The sequence below is a fragment of the Amycolatopsis sp. cg9 genome (assembly GCF_041346945.1).
Taxonomy (GTDB): domain Bacteria; phylum Actinomycetota; class Actinomycetes; order Mycobacteriales; family Pseudonocardiaceae; genus Amycolatopsis.
In genome coordinates this window covers 8,243,570-8,262,873 of sequence record NZ_CP166850.1, presented here as the reverse complement: position 1 = coordinate 8,262,873, position 19,304 = coordinate 8,243,570, and the positions used below count along the sequence as shown (strand labels likewise).

Below are 19,304 nucleotides of genomic sequence, written 5' to 3'. Positions count from 1 at the left end.
GGGTCCTCCTCGCCTCGGCTACCGGAGTGGTACCCGCTCGGAGCCGGTTCGAAGCGGGCCGGCGCGCGAAAGTCAGTGGTTGTCGCGGGGAATGCCCTTCGTCCGCGCGATCCGCTGGTACGCCACCGCCGGCCGCAGCACCATGCCGTCGCAGAGCTGGTCGACCATCGACCGCTGGACCTCCTGCCACGGCGTCTGCGCTTCCGGTACCGGGTAGCCGCCCGCTTCGGCGAGCTCCTTGTGGCGCAGCGCGAGTACCTCGTCGGGGATCAGGACGTCGGCGGTGCCCGCGGCCAGGTCGATCCGCACGCGGTCGCCGGTCCGCAGCACGGCGAGCCCGCCGCCCGCCGCGGCCTCGGGGGAGGCGTTGAGGATCGACGGCGAGCCGGAGGTGCCCGACTGGCGGCCGTCGCCGAGGCAGGGCAGCTCGTGCACGCCGCGTTTGATCAGCTCCGCCGGCGGCCGCATGTTCACGACCTCCGCGGAGCCCGGGTAGCCGAGCGGGCCGGTGCCGCGCATCACGAGCAGCGAGTGCTCGTCGACGCCGAGGCCCGGGTCGTCGATGCGGGCGTGGTAGTCCTCCGGGCCGTCGAACACGACCGCGGTGCCCTCGTAGACCCCGCCGGCCAGGTAGCGGCGCCGGAACTCCGGCGAGATGACGCTGGACTTCATGATCGCCGCGTCGAAGAGGTTGCCCTTGAGGACGAGGAACCCCGCGTCGGCGGTGAGGGCGGTGCCGAAGGTCCGGATGACGTCCCGGTCGCCGGCCTCGGCGTCGCGGCAGTTGTCGCCGAGGGTGCGGCCGTTGACGGTGCGGGTGTCCTCGTGGATCAGCTGGTGCCGCATCAGCTCGTGCACGACCGCCGGGACGCCGCCGGCGCGGTGGAACTCCTCGCCGAGGTACTTGCCCGCGGGCTGCAGGTCGACCAGCAGCGGGACGGCGTGGCCGAGCCGCTGCCAGTCGTCGAGCGGCAGGTCGACGCCGATGTGCCGGGCGATGGCGCCGATGTGGATGGGCGCGTTGGTCGAGCCGCCGATCGCCGAGTTCACCACGATGGCGTTCTCGAAGGCTTCGCGCGTCAGGATGTCGGACGGCTTGAGGTCCTCGCGGACCAGCTCGACGATCCGCAGCCCGGTGCGGTAGGCCATCCGCGCCCGGTCGCGGTGTGGCGCCGGGATGGCCGCGCAGCCGGGCAAGCTCATCCCGAGCGCTTCGGCGAGCGCGTTCATCGTGGAAGCGGTGCCCATGGTGTTGCAGTGCCCGGGCGACGGCGCCGACGACGCGACGAGCTCCATGAACCCGGCGTCGTCGATCTCCCCGGCGGCGAGCAGCTCGCGGGCCTTCCAGACGATGGTGCCGGACCCGGTGCGCTCGCCCCGGTACCAGCCGTTGAGCATGGGGCCGCCGGACAGCACGATGGCCGGGAGGTCGACGGTCGCGGCGGCCATCAGGCACGCGGGCGTGGTCTTGTCGCAGCCGGTGGTCAGGACGACGCCGTCGAGGGGGTAGCCGTAGAGCGTCTCGACCAGCCCGAGGTAGGCGAGGTTCCGGTCGAGGGCGGCGGTCGGGCGCTTGCCGGTCTCCTGGATCGGGTGCACCGGGAACTCGATCGCGATCCCGCCCGCCTCGCGGATGCCTTCGCGGGTGCGGTCGGCGAGCTGCAGGTGGTGCCGGTTGCAGGGCGACAGGTCGGAGCCGGTCTGCGCGATCCCGATGATCGGCCTGCCGGACTGGAGCTCCTCCCGCGTGAGACCCCAGTTCTGGTACCGCTCGAGGTAGAGCGCGGTCATCCCGGGGTCGGCGGGGTTGTTGAACCAAGCTTCGCTGCGCAGTCCCATACCGGCCAGTCTGGCAACGGCGGTCCGGGAATGCACGCCCCGGTTCGCGGCGGGCGCCCGCGCCGGCGCCCGCCACCAACCAGGGCTCAGCCCAGGCCGTTCATCCCGATCACCCGGGAGTACCACTGCGCGCTGCGCTTCAGCGTCCGGACCTGCGTCGCGTAGTCCACGTGCACCAGGCCGAACCGCTTCGCGTACCCCTCGGCCCACTCGAAGTTGTCGAGCAGCGACCAGTAGAAGTACCCGCGCAGGTCCACCCCCGCCTCCAGCGCGTCGTGCGCCGCCCGCAGGTGCGAGTCCAGGAAGGCCACGCGGTCGGTGTCGACGATGTCACCGCCGTCGCCGACGACGTCGGGGTAGGCCGCCCCGTTCTCCGTGATGTACAGCGGGACCCGCCGGTAGCCGCGGTGGACCTGCAGCAACGACTCCGTCAGGCCGGCCGGCTGGACCTCCCAGCCCGAGTCCGTGCGCGGAGCCGCCGGGTCCGGGACGAAGTGGACGTCGCCGGCGCCGACCCACTCCGGGCCCGCCGGTTCGCTGCCCGGCACCGGGCGGCCCGCGACGCGGTAGTCGCGGTAGTAGTTCACGCCCAGCCAGTCGACGTGCGCCGCGATGATCGCGCTGTCCTCGGGTTCGACGACGTCGCCCAGCCCGAACGGCTCGAGGTCGGCGACCAGGTCGTCCGGGTAGCCGCCGCGCAGCACCGGGTCGAGGAACAGCCGGTTCTGCAGGCCGTCGATGCGGCGGGCCGCGGCGACGTCGGCGACGTTGGCCGGGTCGTGCGGGGCCACCGGGTACAGGTTCAGCGTGATCCCGGCCGGGACGCCGGGGGCGTGGCGGCGGATGACGTCCATCGCCAGCCCGTGGCCCAGCAGCAGGTGGTGGGTGGCGGCGACGGCGGCGGGGTGGTCGGTGCGGCCGGGCGCGTGGATGCCGCCCGCGTAGCCGAGCATCGCCGCGCACCACGGCTCGTTCAGCGTCGACCAGCTCGCGACGCGGTCACCGAGCCGTTCCAGCACCGTCTCGGTGTACTCGGCGAACCGGTACGCGGTGTCCCGCGAGGTCCAGCCGCCCTGCTCCTCCAGCACCTGCGGGAGGTCCCAGTGGTAGAGCGTCGCCCACGGCTGGACGCCCGCCTCCAGCAGGCAGTCGACCAGCCGGTCGTAGAAGGCGAGCCCGGCGGCGTTCGGCGCGCCGCCGTCCGGCCGGACCCGCGGCCAGGCCAGCGAGAAGCGGTAGGCGCCGAGCCCGAGGCGCCGCATCAGGGCGACGTCCTCGGCGTACCGGCGGTAGTGGTCGGCCGCCGGGTCGCCGGTGTCGCCGCCCACGACCGCACCCGGACGGCGCGCGAAGACGTCCCAGACCGAGTCCGTGCGCCCGTCGGCCGTGGTGGCTCCTTCCACCTGGAACGCCGCGGTGGCGGCGCCCCAGACGAATCCGGGCGGGAACATCAGCGCTGTCTCCGCCCGAACGCTGTCGGGATGTACGGACATGTTCACCCTTTCACGGCACCTTGCATGATCCCGGCCACGATCTGGCGGCCGAGGAGGACGAAGACGATGAGGATCGGGATGGTGGCCAGGGTCGTGCCGGCCAGCACCAGCGAATAGTCGACGTAGTAGCCGCTCTGGAGCTTCTCCAGCGCGACCTGGACGGTCGGGTTGCCCGCGTCCAGGACCACCAGCGGCCACAGGAAGTCGTTCCAGGACATCATGAACGTGAACATCGCCAGGATCGCGGCGGCCGGCCGGACCGCGGGCAGGCAGACGTTCCAGAAGATCCGGATCATGCTGCAGCCGTCGACGCGCGCGGCCTCGATCAGCTCGTACGGCAGTGCGTCCACTGTGTACTGCCGCATCCAGAACACGCCGAACGCGGTGACCAGGTTGGGCACGATCACCGCCGTCAGGGTCCCGGTCCAGCCCAGTTCGGACATCGCGATGAACAGCGGGATGATGCCCAGCTGGGTGGGCACGGCGAGCGTGACGACGATGAACACGAACAGCTTGTTCCGCCCCCGGAACCGCAGTTTCGCGAAGGCGAACCCGGCCAGCGACGAGAACAGCACCGTCGTCAGGGTCACCGTGCCGGACACGATGACGCTGTTGGCCAGTGCCTTCCAGAACGGCACCGTGTCGAACACCCGCGAGGCGTTGGCGAAGAAGTTGCCGCCGGGCACGAACGGCGGGATGCGCTCGGTGAGCATCCCGTTGTCGCGGCTGGCCACCAGGAACGACCAGTAGAACGGGAACAGCGAACCGAGCACGAAGATCGCCAGCACGACGTAGGTCGCCTTGCGTGGCTTGCCGAGCGTGGCGACCTTCTGCCGTAGTCCGGCTTTGTGGCTCTCACTCTGGAGCGTCGTCATTTCTTCTTCACCGCCTGGGGACGGGCGAGCCGGCCGGTGAGGAAGAAGTTCCCCAGCGCGATCAGCACGATGATCAGGAACAGCACCCAGGCGATCGCCGAGGCGTAGCCGAGATCGGCGTTCTGGAACGCCGTCTGGTAGAGGTACAGCGTCACGGTCTGGAACTGGTTGGTCGAACCGCCGTTGTTCGACCCGGGCATGGCGTCGAACAGCTTCGGCTCGGTGAAGATCTGCAGGCCGCCGATCGTCGAGGTGATGGTGACGAAGATCAGCGTCGGCCGGAGCAGCGGCAGGGTGACGTTCCAGAAGCGGCGCCACGTGCCGGCGCCGTCGATCAGCGCCGCTTCGTGCAGCTCCTTCGGGATGGCCTGCATGGCCGCCAGCACGATCAGGGCGTTGTAGCCGGTCCAGCGCCAGTTGACCATGATCGCGATCGCGACGTGGCTGCCGAAGCGGTTGGCCTGCCAGTCGACCGGGTCCAGCCCGATGGTCTGCAGCACGCCGTTGATCAGCCCGTACTTGGGTCCGAACAGGTTGGCGAAGATGATGCCGATGGCGACGAGGCTGGCCGCGTACGGCAGCAGGATGCCCACCCGCCAGCCGGTCGCACCGCGCAACCGGGCGCCGAGCAGGGCCGCCAGGAGCACGGCGATGATGATCTGCGGGACGCTGGAGAGCAGGAAGATGCTGATCGTGTTCGTCAGCGCGTTCCAGAACTGCGCGTCGGCGAAGAGCTCCTTGAAGTTGTCGAGGCCGATGAAGTCGGGATCGTCGCTTCCGGCCTCCCACTTGAACAGCGAGACGTACGCCGTGTAGAGCAGCGGGAACAGCCCGACGATCCCGAAGAGGATGAAGAACGGCGCGATGTAGAGGTACGGCGAGACCTTGACGTCCCACCGGCTCAACCGGTGACGGAAGGTGGGCCGGGGAGACGTGCGCTCCCCGGCCTTGCTCCCTTCCGGCGCGACCTTGTCGAGGACGGTCATCGGCTCAGCGCGTGATCTTCTTCGCGGCTTCGACCATCTGGTTCCAGCCGTCCGCCGCCGACTTGCCCTGTTCGACCGCCTGCAGGGCCGGGCTGGACGCGTTCTCCTGGATCTGGCCGTCGCCCGGGCCCTTGTACTGCGGCTTCTGGACCTTCTTGGCCTGCTCGGCGAACAGCTCGCCGACCTTCGTGCCGCCGAAGTAGTCGTCGGTCTTGCCCAGCAGCGCGGGGTCGGTGAGGGCCTTGACCTGGCTCGGGAACGTGCCCTTGGCCTGGAACGCCTTGATCTGCTGCTCCGGGGCGGTCAGCCAGGCCGCGAGCTCGGCGGCCTCCTTCGGGTGCTTCGACTGCGTCGGCACGGTCAGGTACGAGCCACCCCAGTTCCCGCCGCCGCCGGGGAAGGCCGCGGTGACCGCCCACTTGCCGGCGTTCTCCGGGCCGGCCTGCTCCTTGATCACGCCGAGCATCCAGGCCGGGCACACCTTCGTGGCGAACGCGCCCTGCTTGAAGCCGGTGTTCCACTCGTTGCTGAACGCGGTGAGCTTGGCCGACTCGCCCTTGGCGACCGCGTCGGTGACCTTGGTCCAGGCGTCCTTGATGCCCTGGTTGCCCTCGACGGCCAGCTTGTCGTCGCTGCCGATGTAGCCCTGGGGGAGCTGGTTGACCATGGCGTTGAAGTTCTGCGCGGCCGAGTCGAACCACGCCTTGCCGTTGCTCTTCTTCACGAAGTCCGCACCCGCGGCGAAGTAGCTGTCCCAGGTGGCGAACAGCGGCTTGACCGCTTCGGGGTCGTCCGGCAGGCCGGCGGCCTTGAACATGTCCTTGCGGTAGCACATGGCGAGCGGGCCGATGTCGGTGCCGTAGCCGATGAGCTTGCCGTCCTTGGTCTTGGCGGCGTCGTACTTCCAGCTCAGCCAGCGGTCGGGGGAGGCGTCGGCCGGTCCGATCTTGCTCAGGTCGTTGAACTTCGAACCCTTGTCGAGGAAGTCGGACAGGTGGCCCTCTTCGAGCGCCGTGACGTCGGCGAGGCCCGAGCCGGCGGCGAGCTTGGTGACGAGCTCTTCGTGGTACGGGCCGCCCTGGCCGGTCTTGCGGTGGGTGATCTTGATGTTCGGGTGCAGCCGCTCGTACTCCGGGATGAGGGCCTCGTAGCCGAACTCGGTGAACGTCGCCAGCGTCAGGTCTACGTGCTCGTTCGGACCCGCGGCGGGGGGCGTTGCGTCACCGCCGCCACCACAGGCCGTGGCGCCGAGCGCCGTCATCGTGATGCCCAGTGCCAGGACCAGGCCGTTCCGGATCGTTCTCACGTGTCCAACCACCTTGTTGACGGGAATGAGCGCTCTCACTGCTGGGAGCCGATCTGGGAGCGCTCCCAGGTGTCGCAGAGTCTGCTTGGGGGTCTCACCGGTGTCAAGGGGTCGTAACCGGAGCGTTTCCTGCGAGGAGCGCTCCCGGACTTAGTCCCCGCTCGCCGGTTAAGCTGTCGACGTCCGGGTGGTTGTGGGAGCGAGGGCGGTAGGTGTGGGGCCTCGAGCAGGGGATGAAGAGCGGCCGACGCTGGAGGACGTCGCGGCGTTCGCCGGCGTGTCGCGGTCGACGGCGTCGCGCGCGCTGAACGACGACGCGTACGTCAGCGCGGCGGCGCGCGAGAAGGTCCAAGCCGCGGCCCGTGACCTGGGCTATTCCCCGAACCAGGCGGCCCGCTCGCTGGTCACCCGCCGCACCGGCGCGATCGCCGTGGTGCTCTCGGAGCCGGAAAACCGGCTCCTCGACGACCCGTACCGGACGTCCGTCATGCGCGCCGGGTACCGCGAACTCGCCGACGTCGGCCGCCAGATGGTGCTCATCTTCAGCGACACGCGCGAGGACCTGAGCAAGACCGTCCGGTTCCTCGAGGGCGGGCACGTCGACGGCGCGCTGGTGTTCGCGCCGCACCGGGCCGACCCGCTCCCCAAGGCCCTGCGCCTGCTGCGCATCCCGGTCGTGTTCGGCGGCCAGGCGGCCGGCATCCGCCGCGGCGTCCACGTCGTCGACTTCGACAACGAAGGCGGCGCGCGCCTGGCGGTGGAACACCTGGTCGCGGCCGGGCGCCGGCGGATCGGCACGATCGCCGGCCCCCAGGACCAGAGCGCCTCGATCGACCGCCTCGCCGGCTGGCGCAAGACGCTCCTGGACGCCGGCCTCGACCCGGCCGACCTGGCCGAAGAAGCCGACTTCACGCTGTCCGGCGGCGCGAACGCGATGTCCGCCCTGCTCGCCCGCCACCCGGACCTCGACGCGGTGTTCGTCGCGAGCGACATGATGGCGGTGGGCGCGTTGCGCACCCTGGACGCGGCGGGCCGCCGCATCCCGGCCGACGTGGCAGTGGTCAGCTTCGACGACAACGCCACCCTGGCCCCGGCGATGGACCCCCCGCTGACGTCGGTGCACCAGGACCCGCGCGAGCAGGTCCACGCGATGGTGGAGACGTTGCTGCAGCTGCTCGACGACCAGAGCCTGAAGCCGCGGCAGCAGGTCCTGCCGGTTTCGCTGGCGGTGCGCGCCTCGAGCTGAGGGTCTCCCCGCGCCGCACGTTGCCCTGCGCTGCATGTTCCTTGCACCGCCGGGCGCCTGCACCGCCGGGCGCCTGCGCCGCCGGCGCCCGCACCGCGGGCTCCCCGCACGGCGGGCTCCCTGCGCTGCGGGCTCCCTGCGCTGCGGGCTCCCTGCGCCGCGGCTTCCTCGCGCCTCCGGGCGCCCGCGCCGCCGGCGCCTGCGCTGCGGGCTCCCCGCGTTGCGGGCTCCCTGCGCTGCGGGCTCCTCGTGCCGCGGGCGGCCCCCGCCCAGCGTCGCACGTTTCCCGTGGCCGGCCGCCCGCGCCGCCGTCTCCCGGCTGCCGTCAGGCGCCGCGCCGCACGCTCCCTGCGTCGCCGGTTCCCCGCACCGCCGGCCGCCTGCTTCCAGCACTGCCGGCCGCCCGCACCGCACTCTTCCCGCGCCGCCGGCCGTGGCCGAGGTGTCTCGAATGAGTCATTCGGGACCTCCGAGGTCCTGAATGACTCATTCGAGACGTTCGCCGAGCCGCCGGGCGTGCGGATGCGCTCCCCGCGCCGCCGCGGAGGTCGCGAATGACTCATTCGGGACCGTGCGGGTGCCGCCTCGCCGAAGCCTCCCGGGGTGCCGGACGGGTCCTCGGGCCACCCCGTGCGGCCGTTCGGACGCGCACCGATCCCCAGCACTCGCGAACCCGGCGTCGAATGTGCGGTCTCGGTGAGTGGCACCCGTCCGCCCGAGATGCACGCCTTCGGCGCTAAACAGCGTTTCCTCACCACTCCCCGTCACCGCCGCGCTGGACTGAACGAGTGACAAGCCCACCATCGGGTGGGGCTGTTCAGGAGTGTTCAGTGCGCCGTCGTTCGCCCGGCGCGCAGAAGTGACGTCCGCGGCCGAGGTGTCCTTCTGACTCGATTCTTTACATCCAGGTTTCCGGCTGGCTACCGTCTGCGCCTGGAAGCGCTCCCAGATCGCTGGCTCCCTACGGACAAAGGAGTTCCGCAGCCATGCGTTCCTCACCCCGATGGCGCAGATTGCGCCGGTCGCGCGGCCTGGCCCTGGTCACGGCCACGGTCGCGGCCGCCGCCGCGCTGGTCGCCCCACCTCCGGCGCTCGGCGCCGACGTCGCCTGTTCCGTCACCTACACCACCAACGACTGGGACTCCGGGTTCACCGCCAACGTCTCGCTGCGCAACGACGGCTCGCCGCTCGACAGCTGGAAGGTCGGCTGGACCTTCCTCGACGGCCAGAAGGTCCAGCAGGGCTGGAGCGCCACCTTCGCCCAGACCGGCGCCGCGGTCACCGCGTCGAACCTCTCCTACAACGGCCACCTCGACACCGGGGCGAGCACCGGCTTCGGCTTCAACGGCACGAAGGGCTCCGCCAACCGGCCGCCGACCGACTTCTCCGTCAACGGCACCGCGTGCACCGGGGCCAACAAGGCGCCGACGGTCACGCTGACCTCGCCCACCGCGAGCGGCACCTACTACGCCCCCGCCACGGTCCCGCTCGCCGCGACCGCCGCGGACAGCGACGGCACCGTGAGCAAGGTCGAGTTCTACGCCGGGGACACGCTGCTGGCCACCGACACGGCCGCGCCGTTCGAAGGCAGCTGGGGCAACGTCCCGGCCGGGACCTACTCGATCACCGCCAAGGCCTACGACAACAAGGGCGCGAGCATGTCGTCCAGCCCGGTCAGCGTGAAGGTCCTCTCCGGACCGACGATCGTCGCCACCCCGGCGACCGCGCAGGTCAAGCAGGGCGGCACGACGACGTTCGCGGTCAGCCTCGCCGGCGCGCCCACCGCCCCGGTGACCGTCGCCGTGGCCCGGACGGCCGGCAGCACCGACCTCACCGCGACCCCCGCGAGCCTCACCTTCTCGACGACGAACTGGAACACCCCGCAGAACGTCACCGTGAAGAGCGCGGACAACGGGGGAGCGCTCGGCAGCGCCACCTTCACCGCGAGCAGCTCCGGCTACACCGCGGCCACGGTGACGGTGAACGAGATCTCGTCGTCCACATCGGACTACCAGCTCGCGTTCCTCACGCAGTACAACAAGATCAAGGATCCGAACAACGGCTACTTCCGCAAGTTCGGGAACATCCTGGTGCCCTACCACTCGATCGAGACGCTGATCGTCGAGGCGCCGGACCACGGGCACGAGACGACGTCGGAGGCGTTCAGCTACTACCTGTGGCTGGAGGCGTCCTACGGCCGGGTCACCGGTGACTGGGCCCCGTTCAACCAGGCCTGGACGTCGATCGAGACCTACGCGATCCCGTCGGCGGCCGACCAGCCCGGCAACTCCGGCTACAACGCGAGCAAGCCGGCGACCTACGCGGCCGAGTACCCGAGCCCGAAGCAGTACCCGTCGCAGCTGCAGACCAACGTCTCGGTCGGGGCCGACCCGATCGCGGCGGAGCTGAAGGCGGCCTACGGCTCGGCGGACGTCTACGGCATGCACTGGCTGCTCGACGTCGACAACATCTACAAGTTCGGCCACTGCGAGGACGGCACGAACACCGCGCCCGCGTTCATCAACACCTTCCAGCGTGGTTCGCAGGAGTCGGTCTGGGAGACGGTCACCCAGCCCAGCTGCGACATCCTGAAGTTCGGCGGCAAGAACGGCTACCTCGACCTGTTCACCGGCGACTCGTCGTACGCGAAGCAGTGGAAGTACACCAACGCGCCCGACGCGGACGCCCGCGCCGTGCAGGTGGCCTTCCAGGCCGAGAAGTGGGCGGCCGCGCAGGGCAAGAGCGCGGACGTCTCGGCGGTCGTGAAGAAGGCGTCGAAGATGGGCGACTACCTCCGGTACTCGCTGTTCGACAAGTACTTCAAGAAGATCGGCAACTGCGTCGGCGCGTCCAGCTGCGCGGCAGGCACCGGCAAGGACAGCGAGCACTACCTGGTCTCCTGGTACTACGCCTGGGGCGGCTCGATGGACTCGTCCAGCGCCTGGGCGTGGCGGATCGGGGACGGCGCGGCCCACCAGGGCTACCAGAACCCCCTGGCCGCGTACGCGCTTTCGGCGGACCCGGGGCTGAAGGTCACCTCGGCCACCGGCGCGAGCGACTGGGCGACCAGCCTCGGCCGGCAGCTGGAGTTCCTGCAGTGGCTGCAGTCGTCCGAAGGCGGGCTCGCCGGCGGCGCGACCAACAGCTGGGACGGCCAGTACGGCACCCCGCCGTCGGGCACCCCGACGTTCTACGGGATGTTCTACGACCAGCAGCCGGTCTGGCACGACCCGCCGAGCAACCAGTGGTTCGGCTTCCAGACGTGGGGCATGGAGCGGATCGCCGAGTACTACCAGGCGACGAACGACGCCCGCGCCAAGAAGATCCTCGACAAGTGGGTCCCCTGGGCGATCGCCAACACCACGGTCGGTGCCGGCGGGAGCTTCCAGATCCCGGCCGACCTGACGTGGTCCGGCGCGCCGGACACCTGGAACGCGACCAGCCCGGGCTCGAACACGAGCCTGCACGTCACGGTGAAGAACTACAGCAACGACGTCGGGGTCGCGGCCTCGCTCGCCAAGACGCTGCTCTACTACGCGTCCGGGTCGAGCAACGCCCAGGCCAAGACGGTCGGCGAGCAGCTGCTGACGGCCCTGTCGGCGAACACCGACACCCAGGGCATCGCGGTGCCGGAGACCCGGTCGGACTACAACCGGTTCGACGACGCCTACAACGCCACCACGGACCAGGGGCTGTACGTGCCCTCGGGCTGGACGGGCACGATGCCGAACGGCGACCCGATCACCTCGAGCTCGACGTTCACCTCGATCCGCTCCTTCTACAAGAGCGACCCGCAGTGGCCGAAGGTGCAGTCCTACCTGGACGGTGGCGCCGCGCCGACGTTCACCTACCACCGGTTCTGGGCGCAGTCGGAGATCGCCACGGCGTTCGCCGCGCACGTCGCCCTGTTCGGCTGAAAGGCACTCGATGAAGCGACTGCTCTCCTTGGTGGTCGCCGCACTGGTCGGGGGCGCCGTTCTCACGGCGTCCCCGGCCGCCGCGGCCCCCACTCCCGCACTTTCACGTGAAAGTGCCCACCTGGGGTCCGCACTTTCACGTGAAAGTGCGGCCTCGGGAACCGGGACGGGCTATTGGCACGCCAGCGGTGCCCAGCTCGTGGACGCGACCGGCGCGCCGGTGCGGATGACCGGGATCAACTGGTTCGGCGCCGAAACCGGCAACTACTCGCCGCACGGCCTGTGGAGCCGCAACTACCGGGACATGCTCGACCAGATGGCCGGCCTCGGCTACAACACGCTGCGGCTGCCGTATTCGAACCAGCTGTTCGACAGCGGGTCGAAACCGACCAGCATCGACGCCGTCCAGAACCCGGACCTGCAGGGGCTGTCCGGGCTGCAGGTGCTCGACAAGATCATCGCCTACGCCGGCACCAAGGGCATGCGCGTGCTGCTCGACCGGCACCGGCCGGACTCCGGCGCGCAATCGCCACTTTGGTACACGGCCGCGTACTCGGAGAGCCGCTGGATCTCCGACTGGACGATGCTCGCGCAGCACTACAAGGGAAACACCACGGTCATCGGTGCGGACCTGCACAACGAACCGCACGCGATCCAGGGCGGCGGGGGAGCGTGCTGGGGCTGCGGGGACACCGCGACCGACTGGCGCCTGGCCGCCGAACGCGCCGGCAACGCGGTGCTGGCCGCCAACCCGGACTGGCTGATCGTCGTCGAGGGCATCGACTGCGTCAGCGGCACCGGCGACCCGCAGTGCGGCTGGTGGGGCGGGAACCTCTCCGGGGCCCGGCAGTTCCCGGTGCGACTGTCCAAACCGGACAAGCTCGTCTACTCCGCGCACGAGTACGCGACTTCGGTGTTCGCGCAGCCGTGGTTCTCCGACCCCTCGTTCCCGGCGAACCTGCCGGCGCTGTGGGACCACTTCTTCGGCTACCTGCAGAAGCAGAACATCGCGCCGGTGCTGCTCGGCGAGTTCGGCAGCACGCTCGCCGACCCGCGCGACAAGACCTGGCTGCAGGAACTGATGAAGTACGCCGGCACCGGGACCTCCGGGATGAGCTTCACCTACTGGTCGTGGAACCCGAACTCGGGCGACACCGGCGGCATCCTCAACGACGACTGGACCACGGTCAACCAGGCCAAGCAGGCGATCCTGCAGCCGTACCTGATCCCGCCGGTCGGTTCGGGCGGCGGGACGACCGATCCGCCGCCGGCGGTGAGCTGCGCGGTCACCTACCACGTCGACAACACCTGGCAGGGCGGGTTCGTCGCCTCGGTGACCCTCAAGAACACCGGGACTTCGCCGCTGAAGACCTGGGCGCTCGGCTGGACCGAGCCTGCGGGGGTGCAGATCACCGGCGGCTGGGGCGCCACCGTCACCCAGTCCGGGCAGCAAGCGACCGCGAAGGCGCCGACCTGGGCGCCCGACCTCGCCGGCGGCGCTTCGACGTCGATCGGCTTCCAGGCGACCGGCGCCTCGGCCGGTTCGCCCAGCGGCTTCGCCGTCGGCGCGACCGCGTGCACCACCTGACCCGTCCACCGAACACGAAGGAGCACACTCGATGAGGAGTGAATTCTGGTCCCCGAAGAGGAAAGTGCGGCTCGCCGCGGCTTCCTCGGTGACGGCCGCCGCGGTCGTCGCGGGGCTGCTGGTGGCCGGCGGCAGCCCGGCGACCGCCGCCACCGGGTGCAAGGTCACCTACACCGTCAACCAGTGGGACACCGGCTTCACCGCGAACCTCGCGGTGACCAACCTCGGCGACGCCCTCACGAGCTGGGACGTCCAGTGGGACTTCGCCGGCAACCAGCAGGTGCAGCAGGGCTGGAGCGCCACGTTCAGCCAGAGCGGCAAGCACGTGAGCGCGAAGAACCCGTCGTGGGGCGGCGCGCTCGGGTCGAACGCGACGGCGAGCTTCGGCTTCAACGGCTCGTACTCCGGCACGAACGCCGTCCCCGGCACGTTCACGCTCAACGGCGTCGTCTGCGACGGCAGCACGGGCGGCCCGTCGACCACCCCGACCACCCCGACCACCCCCACGACGCCGACCACCCCGACCACGCCCACCACGGTGACGACCACGCCGCAGCCGGGCACCCACGTGGACAACCCATACGCCGGCGCGAAGGGGTACGTGAACCCGGACTGGTCGGCCGAGGTGAGCGCGGCAGCCGCGGCCAAGGGCGGCACGCTCGGCGCCCAGATGGCCAAGGTGGCCAACACTTCCACGGCCGTCTGGCTCGACCGGATCGCGGCCATCGAAGGCACGTCGAGCGCGCGCGGCCTGCGCGGGCACCTCGACGCGGCGTTGAGCCAGGCGAGCGGCGGCACGCCGGTGACGATCCAGATCGTCGTCTACGACCTGCCGAACCGCGACTGCGCTGCGCTGGCGTCCAACGGTGAGCTGCAGGCCGGTTCCAACGGCCTGGCCCGGTACAAGAGCGAGTACATCGACCCGATCGCCTCGATCCTGTCCGACGCGAAGTACGCGCCGCTGCGGGTCGTGGCGGTCGTCGAGCCGGACTCGCTGCCGAACCTGATCACCAACACGGCGACGGCCAAGTGCGCCGAAGCGCAGTCGACCGGGGCGTACACGCAGGGCATCCAGTACGCGCTGAACAAGCTGCACGCGATCTCCAACGTCTACAACTACCTGGACATCGCGCACTCGGCGTGGCTGGGCTGGGACAGCAACTTCGGCCCGTTCGTCAACCTGGTCAAGCAGACGCTGCAGGGCACGACGGCCGGGGTGAACAGCATCGACGGCTTCATCAGCGACACGGCGAACTACACCCCGCTGACCGAGCCGAACCTGCCCGACCCGAACCTGACCGTCGGCGGGCAGCAGATCAAGTCGGCGACCTTCTACCAGTGGAACCCGTACTTCGCCGAGGTGCCGTTCGCCACGGCGATGTACAACGCGTTCGTCTCGGCCGGCCTGCCCAGCGGCATCGGCATGCTGGTCGACACCTCCCGCAACGGCTGGGGCGGCGCGGCCCGGCCCAGCGGCGCGTCGGGGTCCACCGTGGACAGCTACGTCAACTCCGGCCGGATCGACCGGCGGCTGCACCGCGGCAACTGGTGCAACCAGAGCGGAGCCGGCCTGGGCGTGCGGCCGACGGCCTCGCCCGCGGCGCACTTCGACGCCTACGTCTGGATCAAGCCGCCGGGTGAGTCCGACGGCGCGAGCTCGCAGATCCCGAACGACGAAGGCAAGGGCTTCGACCGGATGTGCGACCCGACCTACCACGGCAGCGACCAGGCGAACGGCGGCAACCTGACCGGCGCCCTGCCGAACTCGCCGCTGTCGGGCAAGTGGTTCCAGGCCCAGTTCGAGGAACTGGTCCAGAACGCCTACCCGGCGGTGCAGTAACGGTTTCCGGGCCGGGCGGTGCCGCGCAGCCGCCGCCCGGCCCGGGCTCCACTCACAGGTCCTTGCGGAAACTCAGCCGGTCCAGGCCCGGCCCGTCGTAGTCGGGCTGGACCGGCAACCCCTCGAACTCCTTCGGCCCTGGTTCGGTGACGAACCCCATCCGGGTGTGGAACGCGTGCGAACCCTTGTTCACCGGCGACGTGATCGCTCGTACGACCGACCGCCCGTTTTCGCGGCTGTGGGCGAAGAAGCGCTCGTACAGCGCCGCACCCAGGCCGCGCCCGCGCTCGGCGGGATCGACCCCGACGAAGTGGATGTAGCTCTCGGCCGGCCGCGACGGCGAGAGGAACCCGATCAGGAACGCCACGATCCGGTCGTCGCCGGTCACCAGGAAACTGCTGGCGGTGAAGTGCTGGAACATGAGCTTCGGCAGCAGCAGGGCCCGTTGCCGGGAACCTTCGGGACCACCGAGCCCGCCCCACCAGCTGTCGAGGACGGCGAGCACGGGCAGGTGGTCGTCCGGCCCGGGGCGGCGGACGGCGTGGCCGAGGAGCGGCGCGAGATCGGTCATGGCGCCCACCCTGCCAACGGGCCCGGACCGAAGCGAGCGGGTTTCGCCTCAGGGCACCAGACGGTGCACCCCGATCAGCACCTGCTGCCAGACCGCGGCCGGGTCGGCGCCCTGCTCGACGGACTTGAGCGCGGGCGCGATCACCGTCTCCTGGATCTTGCCGTCGCCCGGGCCCTTGTACTGCGGCTTCCCGACTTTCTGCGCTTGGGCGACAAAGACCTGGCCGCTCAGAGCGCCGCCGAAGTAGCCGTTCATCTCGCTCAGCAGGTCGGGGGAGGTGAAGGCGTCGACCTGGCTGGGGAAGTTCCCGCTCACCCGGAACGCGTGCAGCTGCTGCTCGGGCGCGGTCAGCCAGGCGGCGAGCGCGGCGGCCTCCTTCGGGTGCGCGCTCGAGGCGGGGACGGTCAGGTACGAGCCGCCCCAGTTGCCGCCGCCGTCGGGGAAGGCGTCGGTGATCGCCCACTTGCCCGCGTTGCCGACGCCGGCCTGCTGTTCGATGACGCCGAGCATCCAGGACGGGCAGACCTTCGTCGCGAACGCGCCGAGGCGCAGGCCGTTGTTCCCGTCGTCGGCGAACGCCGTGAGCCCCGCCGACTGGCCCTGCTTCACCGCCGTGGTGACCTGGTTCCAGGCGTCGCGCAGCGCGGTGTTCGTCTCCAGCGTGGAGTGGTCGTCGCGGTCCAGGTAGCCGGTCGGGAGCTGGTTGACCATGGCGTTGAAGTTCTGCGCCGCGGAGTCGAACCACGCCTTGCCCTTGGCGCGCTTGACGTACCGCTCGCCCGCCTGGAAGTAGCTGTTCCAGGACGCGAACATCGTCTTCACCGAACCGGGGTCGGTGGGCAGGCCGGCCGCTTCGAGCAGGTCCTTGCGGTAGCACATGGCGAGCGGACCGATGTCGGTGCCGTAGCCGACGAGCTTGCCGTCCTTGCTGCGGCCGGCCTCGTACTTCCACTCCAGCCAGCGGCCGGGCCGGACGTCGGCGGGGCCGGCCTTGGCCAGGTCGGTGAACTTCCCCGCCTGGGCGAGCACGTCGGCGAGGTGGCCTTCCTCGACGGCCTGGACGTCGGCGAGCTCCTGGCCGTTCTGCAGCTTGGCCAGCAGGTCCTGGTGGTAGGGCCCGCCCTGTTCGGTGCGGACCTGCCGCACCGTGAGGCCGGGGTGGGTGAACTCGTAACCGGGGATCAGGTCTTCGTAGCCGAACTGCCCGAAGGTCGCCAGGGTCAGCGTGATCTTCTCGGGCGTGGCCGGCCCGCAGCCCGCGGTCAGGACCAGCAGGACGAACGTGACGGCGTGAGCCAGCCGTCTTCGGATCTGCTTCATGTGCGCGCACTCCCCGTCCACGACTCACTCCCTCGTGATTGGGAGCGCTCCCGGAAGGGAGTCTCGTTCCGGGTGCGGCGGGTGTCAAGGTGCGCGACGGCGGGTGTCCGGACGGACACCGGGCGAACGGAGGAGCGCGGTGAAGCGGCCGACGATCACTGACATCGCGCGAGAAGCGGGGGTGTCGAAGGGCGCCGTCTCCTACGCGCTCAACGGCCGCCCCGGCGTCTCCGAGGCGACCCGGCAGCGGATCACCGAGATCGCCCGCCGGCTCGGCTGGGCGCCGAGCAGCGCGGCGCTGGCCGGCGGCCGGACCGGGGCGATCGGCCTGGTCCTCGACCGGCCCCCGGACGTGCTCGGCGTCGAGCCGTTCCTGGTGGCGCTGCTGGAGGGCGTCGAGCGCGAGCTGGGGCCGGTGTCGCTGCTGCTGCCCGTCCGCGGGGCGGGGCACCGCAAGGTGGACGGGCTGCTGCTCGCGGGGCCGCGGTGCGCGGTGCCGGCGCCCGGTGTGCCCGCGGTGCTGCTCGGCGGACCGCCCGGGCCACCGGGCGTCCCGTCGGTGTGGGTGGACGACGCCGCGGCGGCCGGCGAGGTGCTCGGCTACCTGGCCGCGCTCGGGCACCGCCGGGTGGTCCGGATCGCGGGCACGGCGGTCTTCGCCGACCCGCGCGCCCGCGCGGACGCGTTCACCGCGGCGGCGGCCCGCATGGGCTTCCTGGAGGTGGGCACAGCCGACGCGAGCACGGCAGAGGCGGGCGCCGGGGTGGCCCACCGCCTGCTGGCGGTGCCCCGTCCACCGACGGCGCTGGTCTGCGACACGGACGTGCTGGCGGTCGCCGCCGTCGCCGCGGCCCGCGAGCTGGGCCTGGCGGTGCCGGGCGACGTTTCGGTGGTGTCCTGGGACGACTCGCCGTTGTGCCGCCTGGTCCGCCCGGCGCTCACGGCGGTCCGGCGGCCCTTGGCGGAGCTGGGCGCCCTCGCGGCGGTGGTGCTGCGGGAGCTCCTGGTGGGCGAGGCGGCGGTGGACGTGTGCGCGCCGCGCCCCGCGCTGATCACCCGCGGAAGCACCGGACCCGCGAGGCCGTGAGCCCCGGAGCACCCCAATGTGGCGTTGGGTGCATCCAGTGCACCCAATGTGGCGTTCGGTGCGTCAGACGCACCGAACGCCACATTGGGGCGCTTGGGCTGTCCACAGCGGACGGTCAGGTTCCCCGGCAGGATGGCGAAGGCTGCGCCGGATTGCTGCCCGCCGCGTTGACGACCAGCCCGAATGTCGTCTGGCCGTCCGGGGCGATCCGGCCGTTCCAGTCGGCGTTGCGGACCGTCACCACCGAACCGGACTGGCTCAGCGTGCCGTTCCAGACGCTGCCGACCGTCTGGCCCGCGGGCAGGGTCCAGCCCGCCTGCCAGCCGTTGTACGCGGTCGTGCCGTGGTTCATCACCGTCACCGTGGCCTGGTAGCCGCCGCTCCACGCGTTGGTGATCTCGTACATCGCCATGCACGAGCCGTCCGGCGGCGGGGGGCTGGTCGGCGTGGTCGGCGTCGTCGTCGGCGTGCCCGGGTCCTTCACGCCGGTGACTTCGCCGTGGCCGCCGTCGAACGTGACGTCCGAGCAGCCGTAGAACGTCTCGGCGCTGTCGGAGCGCTTCCACACCGAATAGATGATGTGCCGGCCGGACTTGTTCGACGGCAGCGCGCCACTCCACTTGTACTGGCCCTCGACCGTGCCGACCTGGCCGGTGACCGGCGGGTGGTCGATCGTCAGGAACGGCTGGTCCTCCAGCGAGTCCCAGGTCAGCGGCTGGTTCGGGTTCCAGCCGTCCTTCGTGACGTAGGTGTAGAACCAGCCCGGGTGCGCGGCCCACGCGTTGTAGGAGAAGTCGAACGTCGCGCCGGACGTCAGGTGGGTCAGGGGCCAGTCGCCGACCTGGTCGAAGCCGGCGTAGCCCGGGTTGCCGCCGGAGCAGAGCTTCCCGTCCGGGATGAAGCCGCGCGTGCGCCCGGCGCCGTCGGAGCGCAGGACGGCGAACCAGTTGTACAGCGAGTTGGCGCCGCTGGTGGTCACCGCGGCCGAGCAGGCCGGGTTCTGCGGGATGATCTGGCCGGTCGAACTGAGCCCGTCCTGCCAGCACAGGAACGTCCGGCTGCCCGGTTTCATCATGGCGCCGTGCGCCTCGGCGGTGCCGGTGTTCAGCAGGATGGCGGTCAGGCTCGCCAGCAGCACGGTGACGGCGGCGAGGATCGTACTTCGTCTCCTGGTCACGTCTGTCCCTTCGTCGGGTAGCGTGCGTCGAAGACTGGGAGCGCTCTCAAGGTCAGCTT

Annotated in this window: 13 protein-coding genes; 5 read left to right on the top strand and 8 right to left on the bottom strand. The window is 70.8% G+C overall.

Translation table 11 applies throughout. The annotated features are described in order from the left end of the window. Window positions 1-72 precede the first annotated feature (72 nt). The 5 genes from AB5J73_RS38235 to AB5J73_RS38215 form a co-directional block, all read right to left on the bottom strand. On the bottom strand, window positions 73-1,839 hold the full coding sequence (locus AB5J73_RS38235) for an IlvD/Edd family dehydratase (protein WP_370963684.1): 1,767 nt from the start codon (window positions 1,837-1,839) through the stop codon (window positions 73-75). Window positions 1,840-1,925: 86 nt separating this feature from the next. After that, the gene (locus AB5J73_RS38230; RefSeq protein WP_370963683.1) at window positions 1,926-3,290 is read right to left on the bottom strand and encodes a GH1 family beta-glucosidase; all 1,365 of its coding nucleotides are present in this window, start codon (window positions 3,288-3,290) and stop codon (window positions 1,926-1,928) included. A 44-nt stretch (window positions 3,291-3,334) separates the two neighbouring features. Then, on the bottom strand, window positions 3,335-4,207 hold the full coding sequence (locus AB5J73_RS38225; RefSeq protein ID WP_370963682.1) for a carbohydrate ABC transporter permease: 873 nt from the start codon (window positions 4,205-4,207) through the stop codon (window positions 3,335-3,337). Beyond that, on the bottom strand, window positions 4,204-5,193 hold the full coding sequence (locus AB5J73_RS38220; RefSeq protein ID WP_370963681.1) for a carbohydrate ABC transporter permease: 990 nt from the start codon (window positions 5,191-5,193) through the stop codon (window positions 4,204-4,206). Before AB5J73_RS38220 ends, AB5J73_RS38225 begins: the two co-directional genes overlap by 4 nt. Before the next feature lie 4 nt (window positions 5,194-5,197). Beyond that, window positions 5,198-6,499, bottom strand: coding sequence for an ABC transporter substrate-binding protein (locus AB5J73_RS38215; protein ID WP_370963680.1), 1,302 nt, complete (start codon window positions 6,497-6,499; stop codon window positions 5,198-5,200). A 250-nt stretch (window positions 6,500-6,749) separates the two neighbouring features. Here AB5J73_RS38215 and AB5J73_RS38210 point away from each other — a divergent pair, with 250 nt between their 5' ends. The 4 genes from AB5J73_RS38210 to AB5J73_RS38195 all read left to right on the top strand — a co-directional run bounded on the left by AB5J73_RS38210 (window position 6,750) and on the right by AB5J73_RS38195 (window position 15,090). Further along, window positions 6,750-7,745 carry a LacI family DNA-binding transcriptional regulator gene (locus AB5J73_RS38210; RefSeq protein ID WP_370973457.1) on the top strand — a complete coding sequence of 332 codons (996 nt, stop codon included), beginning with the start codon at window positions 6,750-6,752 and terminating at the stop codon, window positions 7,743-7,745. Window positions 7,746-8,731: 986 nt separating this feature from the next. Next, window positions 8,732-11,662: a glycoside hydrolase family 48 protein gene (locus AB5J73_RS38205; RefSeq protein ID WP_370963679.1), complete on the top strand. Its 2,931-nt coding sequence runs from the start codon at window positions 8,732-8,734 to the stop codon at window positions 11,660-11,662. Between the two features lie 10 nt (window positions 11,663-11,672). Beyond that, window positions 11,673-13,250, top strand: coding sequence for a cellulase family glycosylhydrolase (locus AB5J73_RS38200; protein ID WP_370963678.1), 1,578 nt, complete (start codon window positions 11,673-11,675; stop codon window positions 13,248-13,250). A 31-nt stretch (window positions 13,251-13,281) separates the two neighbouring features. After that, the gene (locus AB5J73_RS38195; protein ID WP_370963677.1) at window positions 13,282-15,090 is read left to right on the top strand and encodes a glycoside hydrolase family 6 protein; all 1,809 of its coding nucleotides are present in this window, start codon (window positions 13,282-13,284) and stop codon (window positions 15,088-15,090) included. Window positions 15,091-15,142: 52 nt separating this feature from the next. On the opposite strand, the gene AB5J73_RS38190 is transcribed toward AB5J73_RS38195, so the two are convergent. Next, window positions 15,143-15,661 (bottom strand): GNAT family N-acetyltransferase, encoded by a 519-nt coding sequence (locus AB5J73_RS38190; protein ID WP_370963676.1) that lies wholly within the window; start codon window positions 15,659-15,661, stop codon window positions 15,143-15,145. A gap of 48 nt (window positions 15,662-15,709) precedes the next feature. Continuing rightward, entirely contained in the window at window positions 15,710-16,981 is a 1,272-nt protein-coding gene (locus tag AB5J73_RS38185) for an ABC transporter substrate-binding protein (protein ID WP_370973455.1), read from the bottom strand. Between the two features lie 139 nt (window positions 16,982-17,120). On the opposite strand from AB5J73_RS38185, the gene AB5J73_RS38180 reads away from it, so the two are divergent. Continuing rightward, the gene (locus tag AB5J73_RS38180) at window positions 17,121-18,068 is read left to right on the top strand and encodes a LacI family DNA-binding transcriptional regulator (protein WP_370963675.1); all 948 of its coding nucleotides are present in this window, start codon (window positions 17,121-17,123) and stop codon (window positions 18,066-18,068) included. A 115-nt stretch (window positions 18,069-18,183) separates the two neighbouring features. On the opposite strand, the gene AB5J73_RS38175 is transcribed toward AB5J73_RS38180, so the two are convergent. Further along, window positions 18,184-19,245 carry a lytic polysaccharide monooxygenase gene (locus AB5J73_RS38175; protein WP_370963674.1) on the bottom strand — a complete coding sequence of 354 codons (1,062 nt, stop codon included), beginning with the start codon at window positions 19,243-19,245 and terminating at the stop codon, window positions 18,184-18,186. Window positions 19,246-19,304 lie beyond the last annotated feature (59 nt).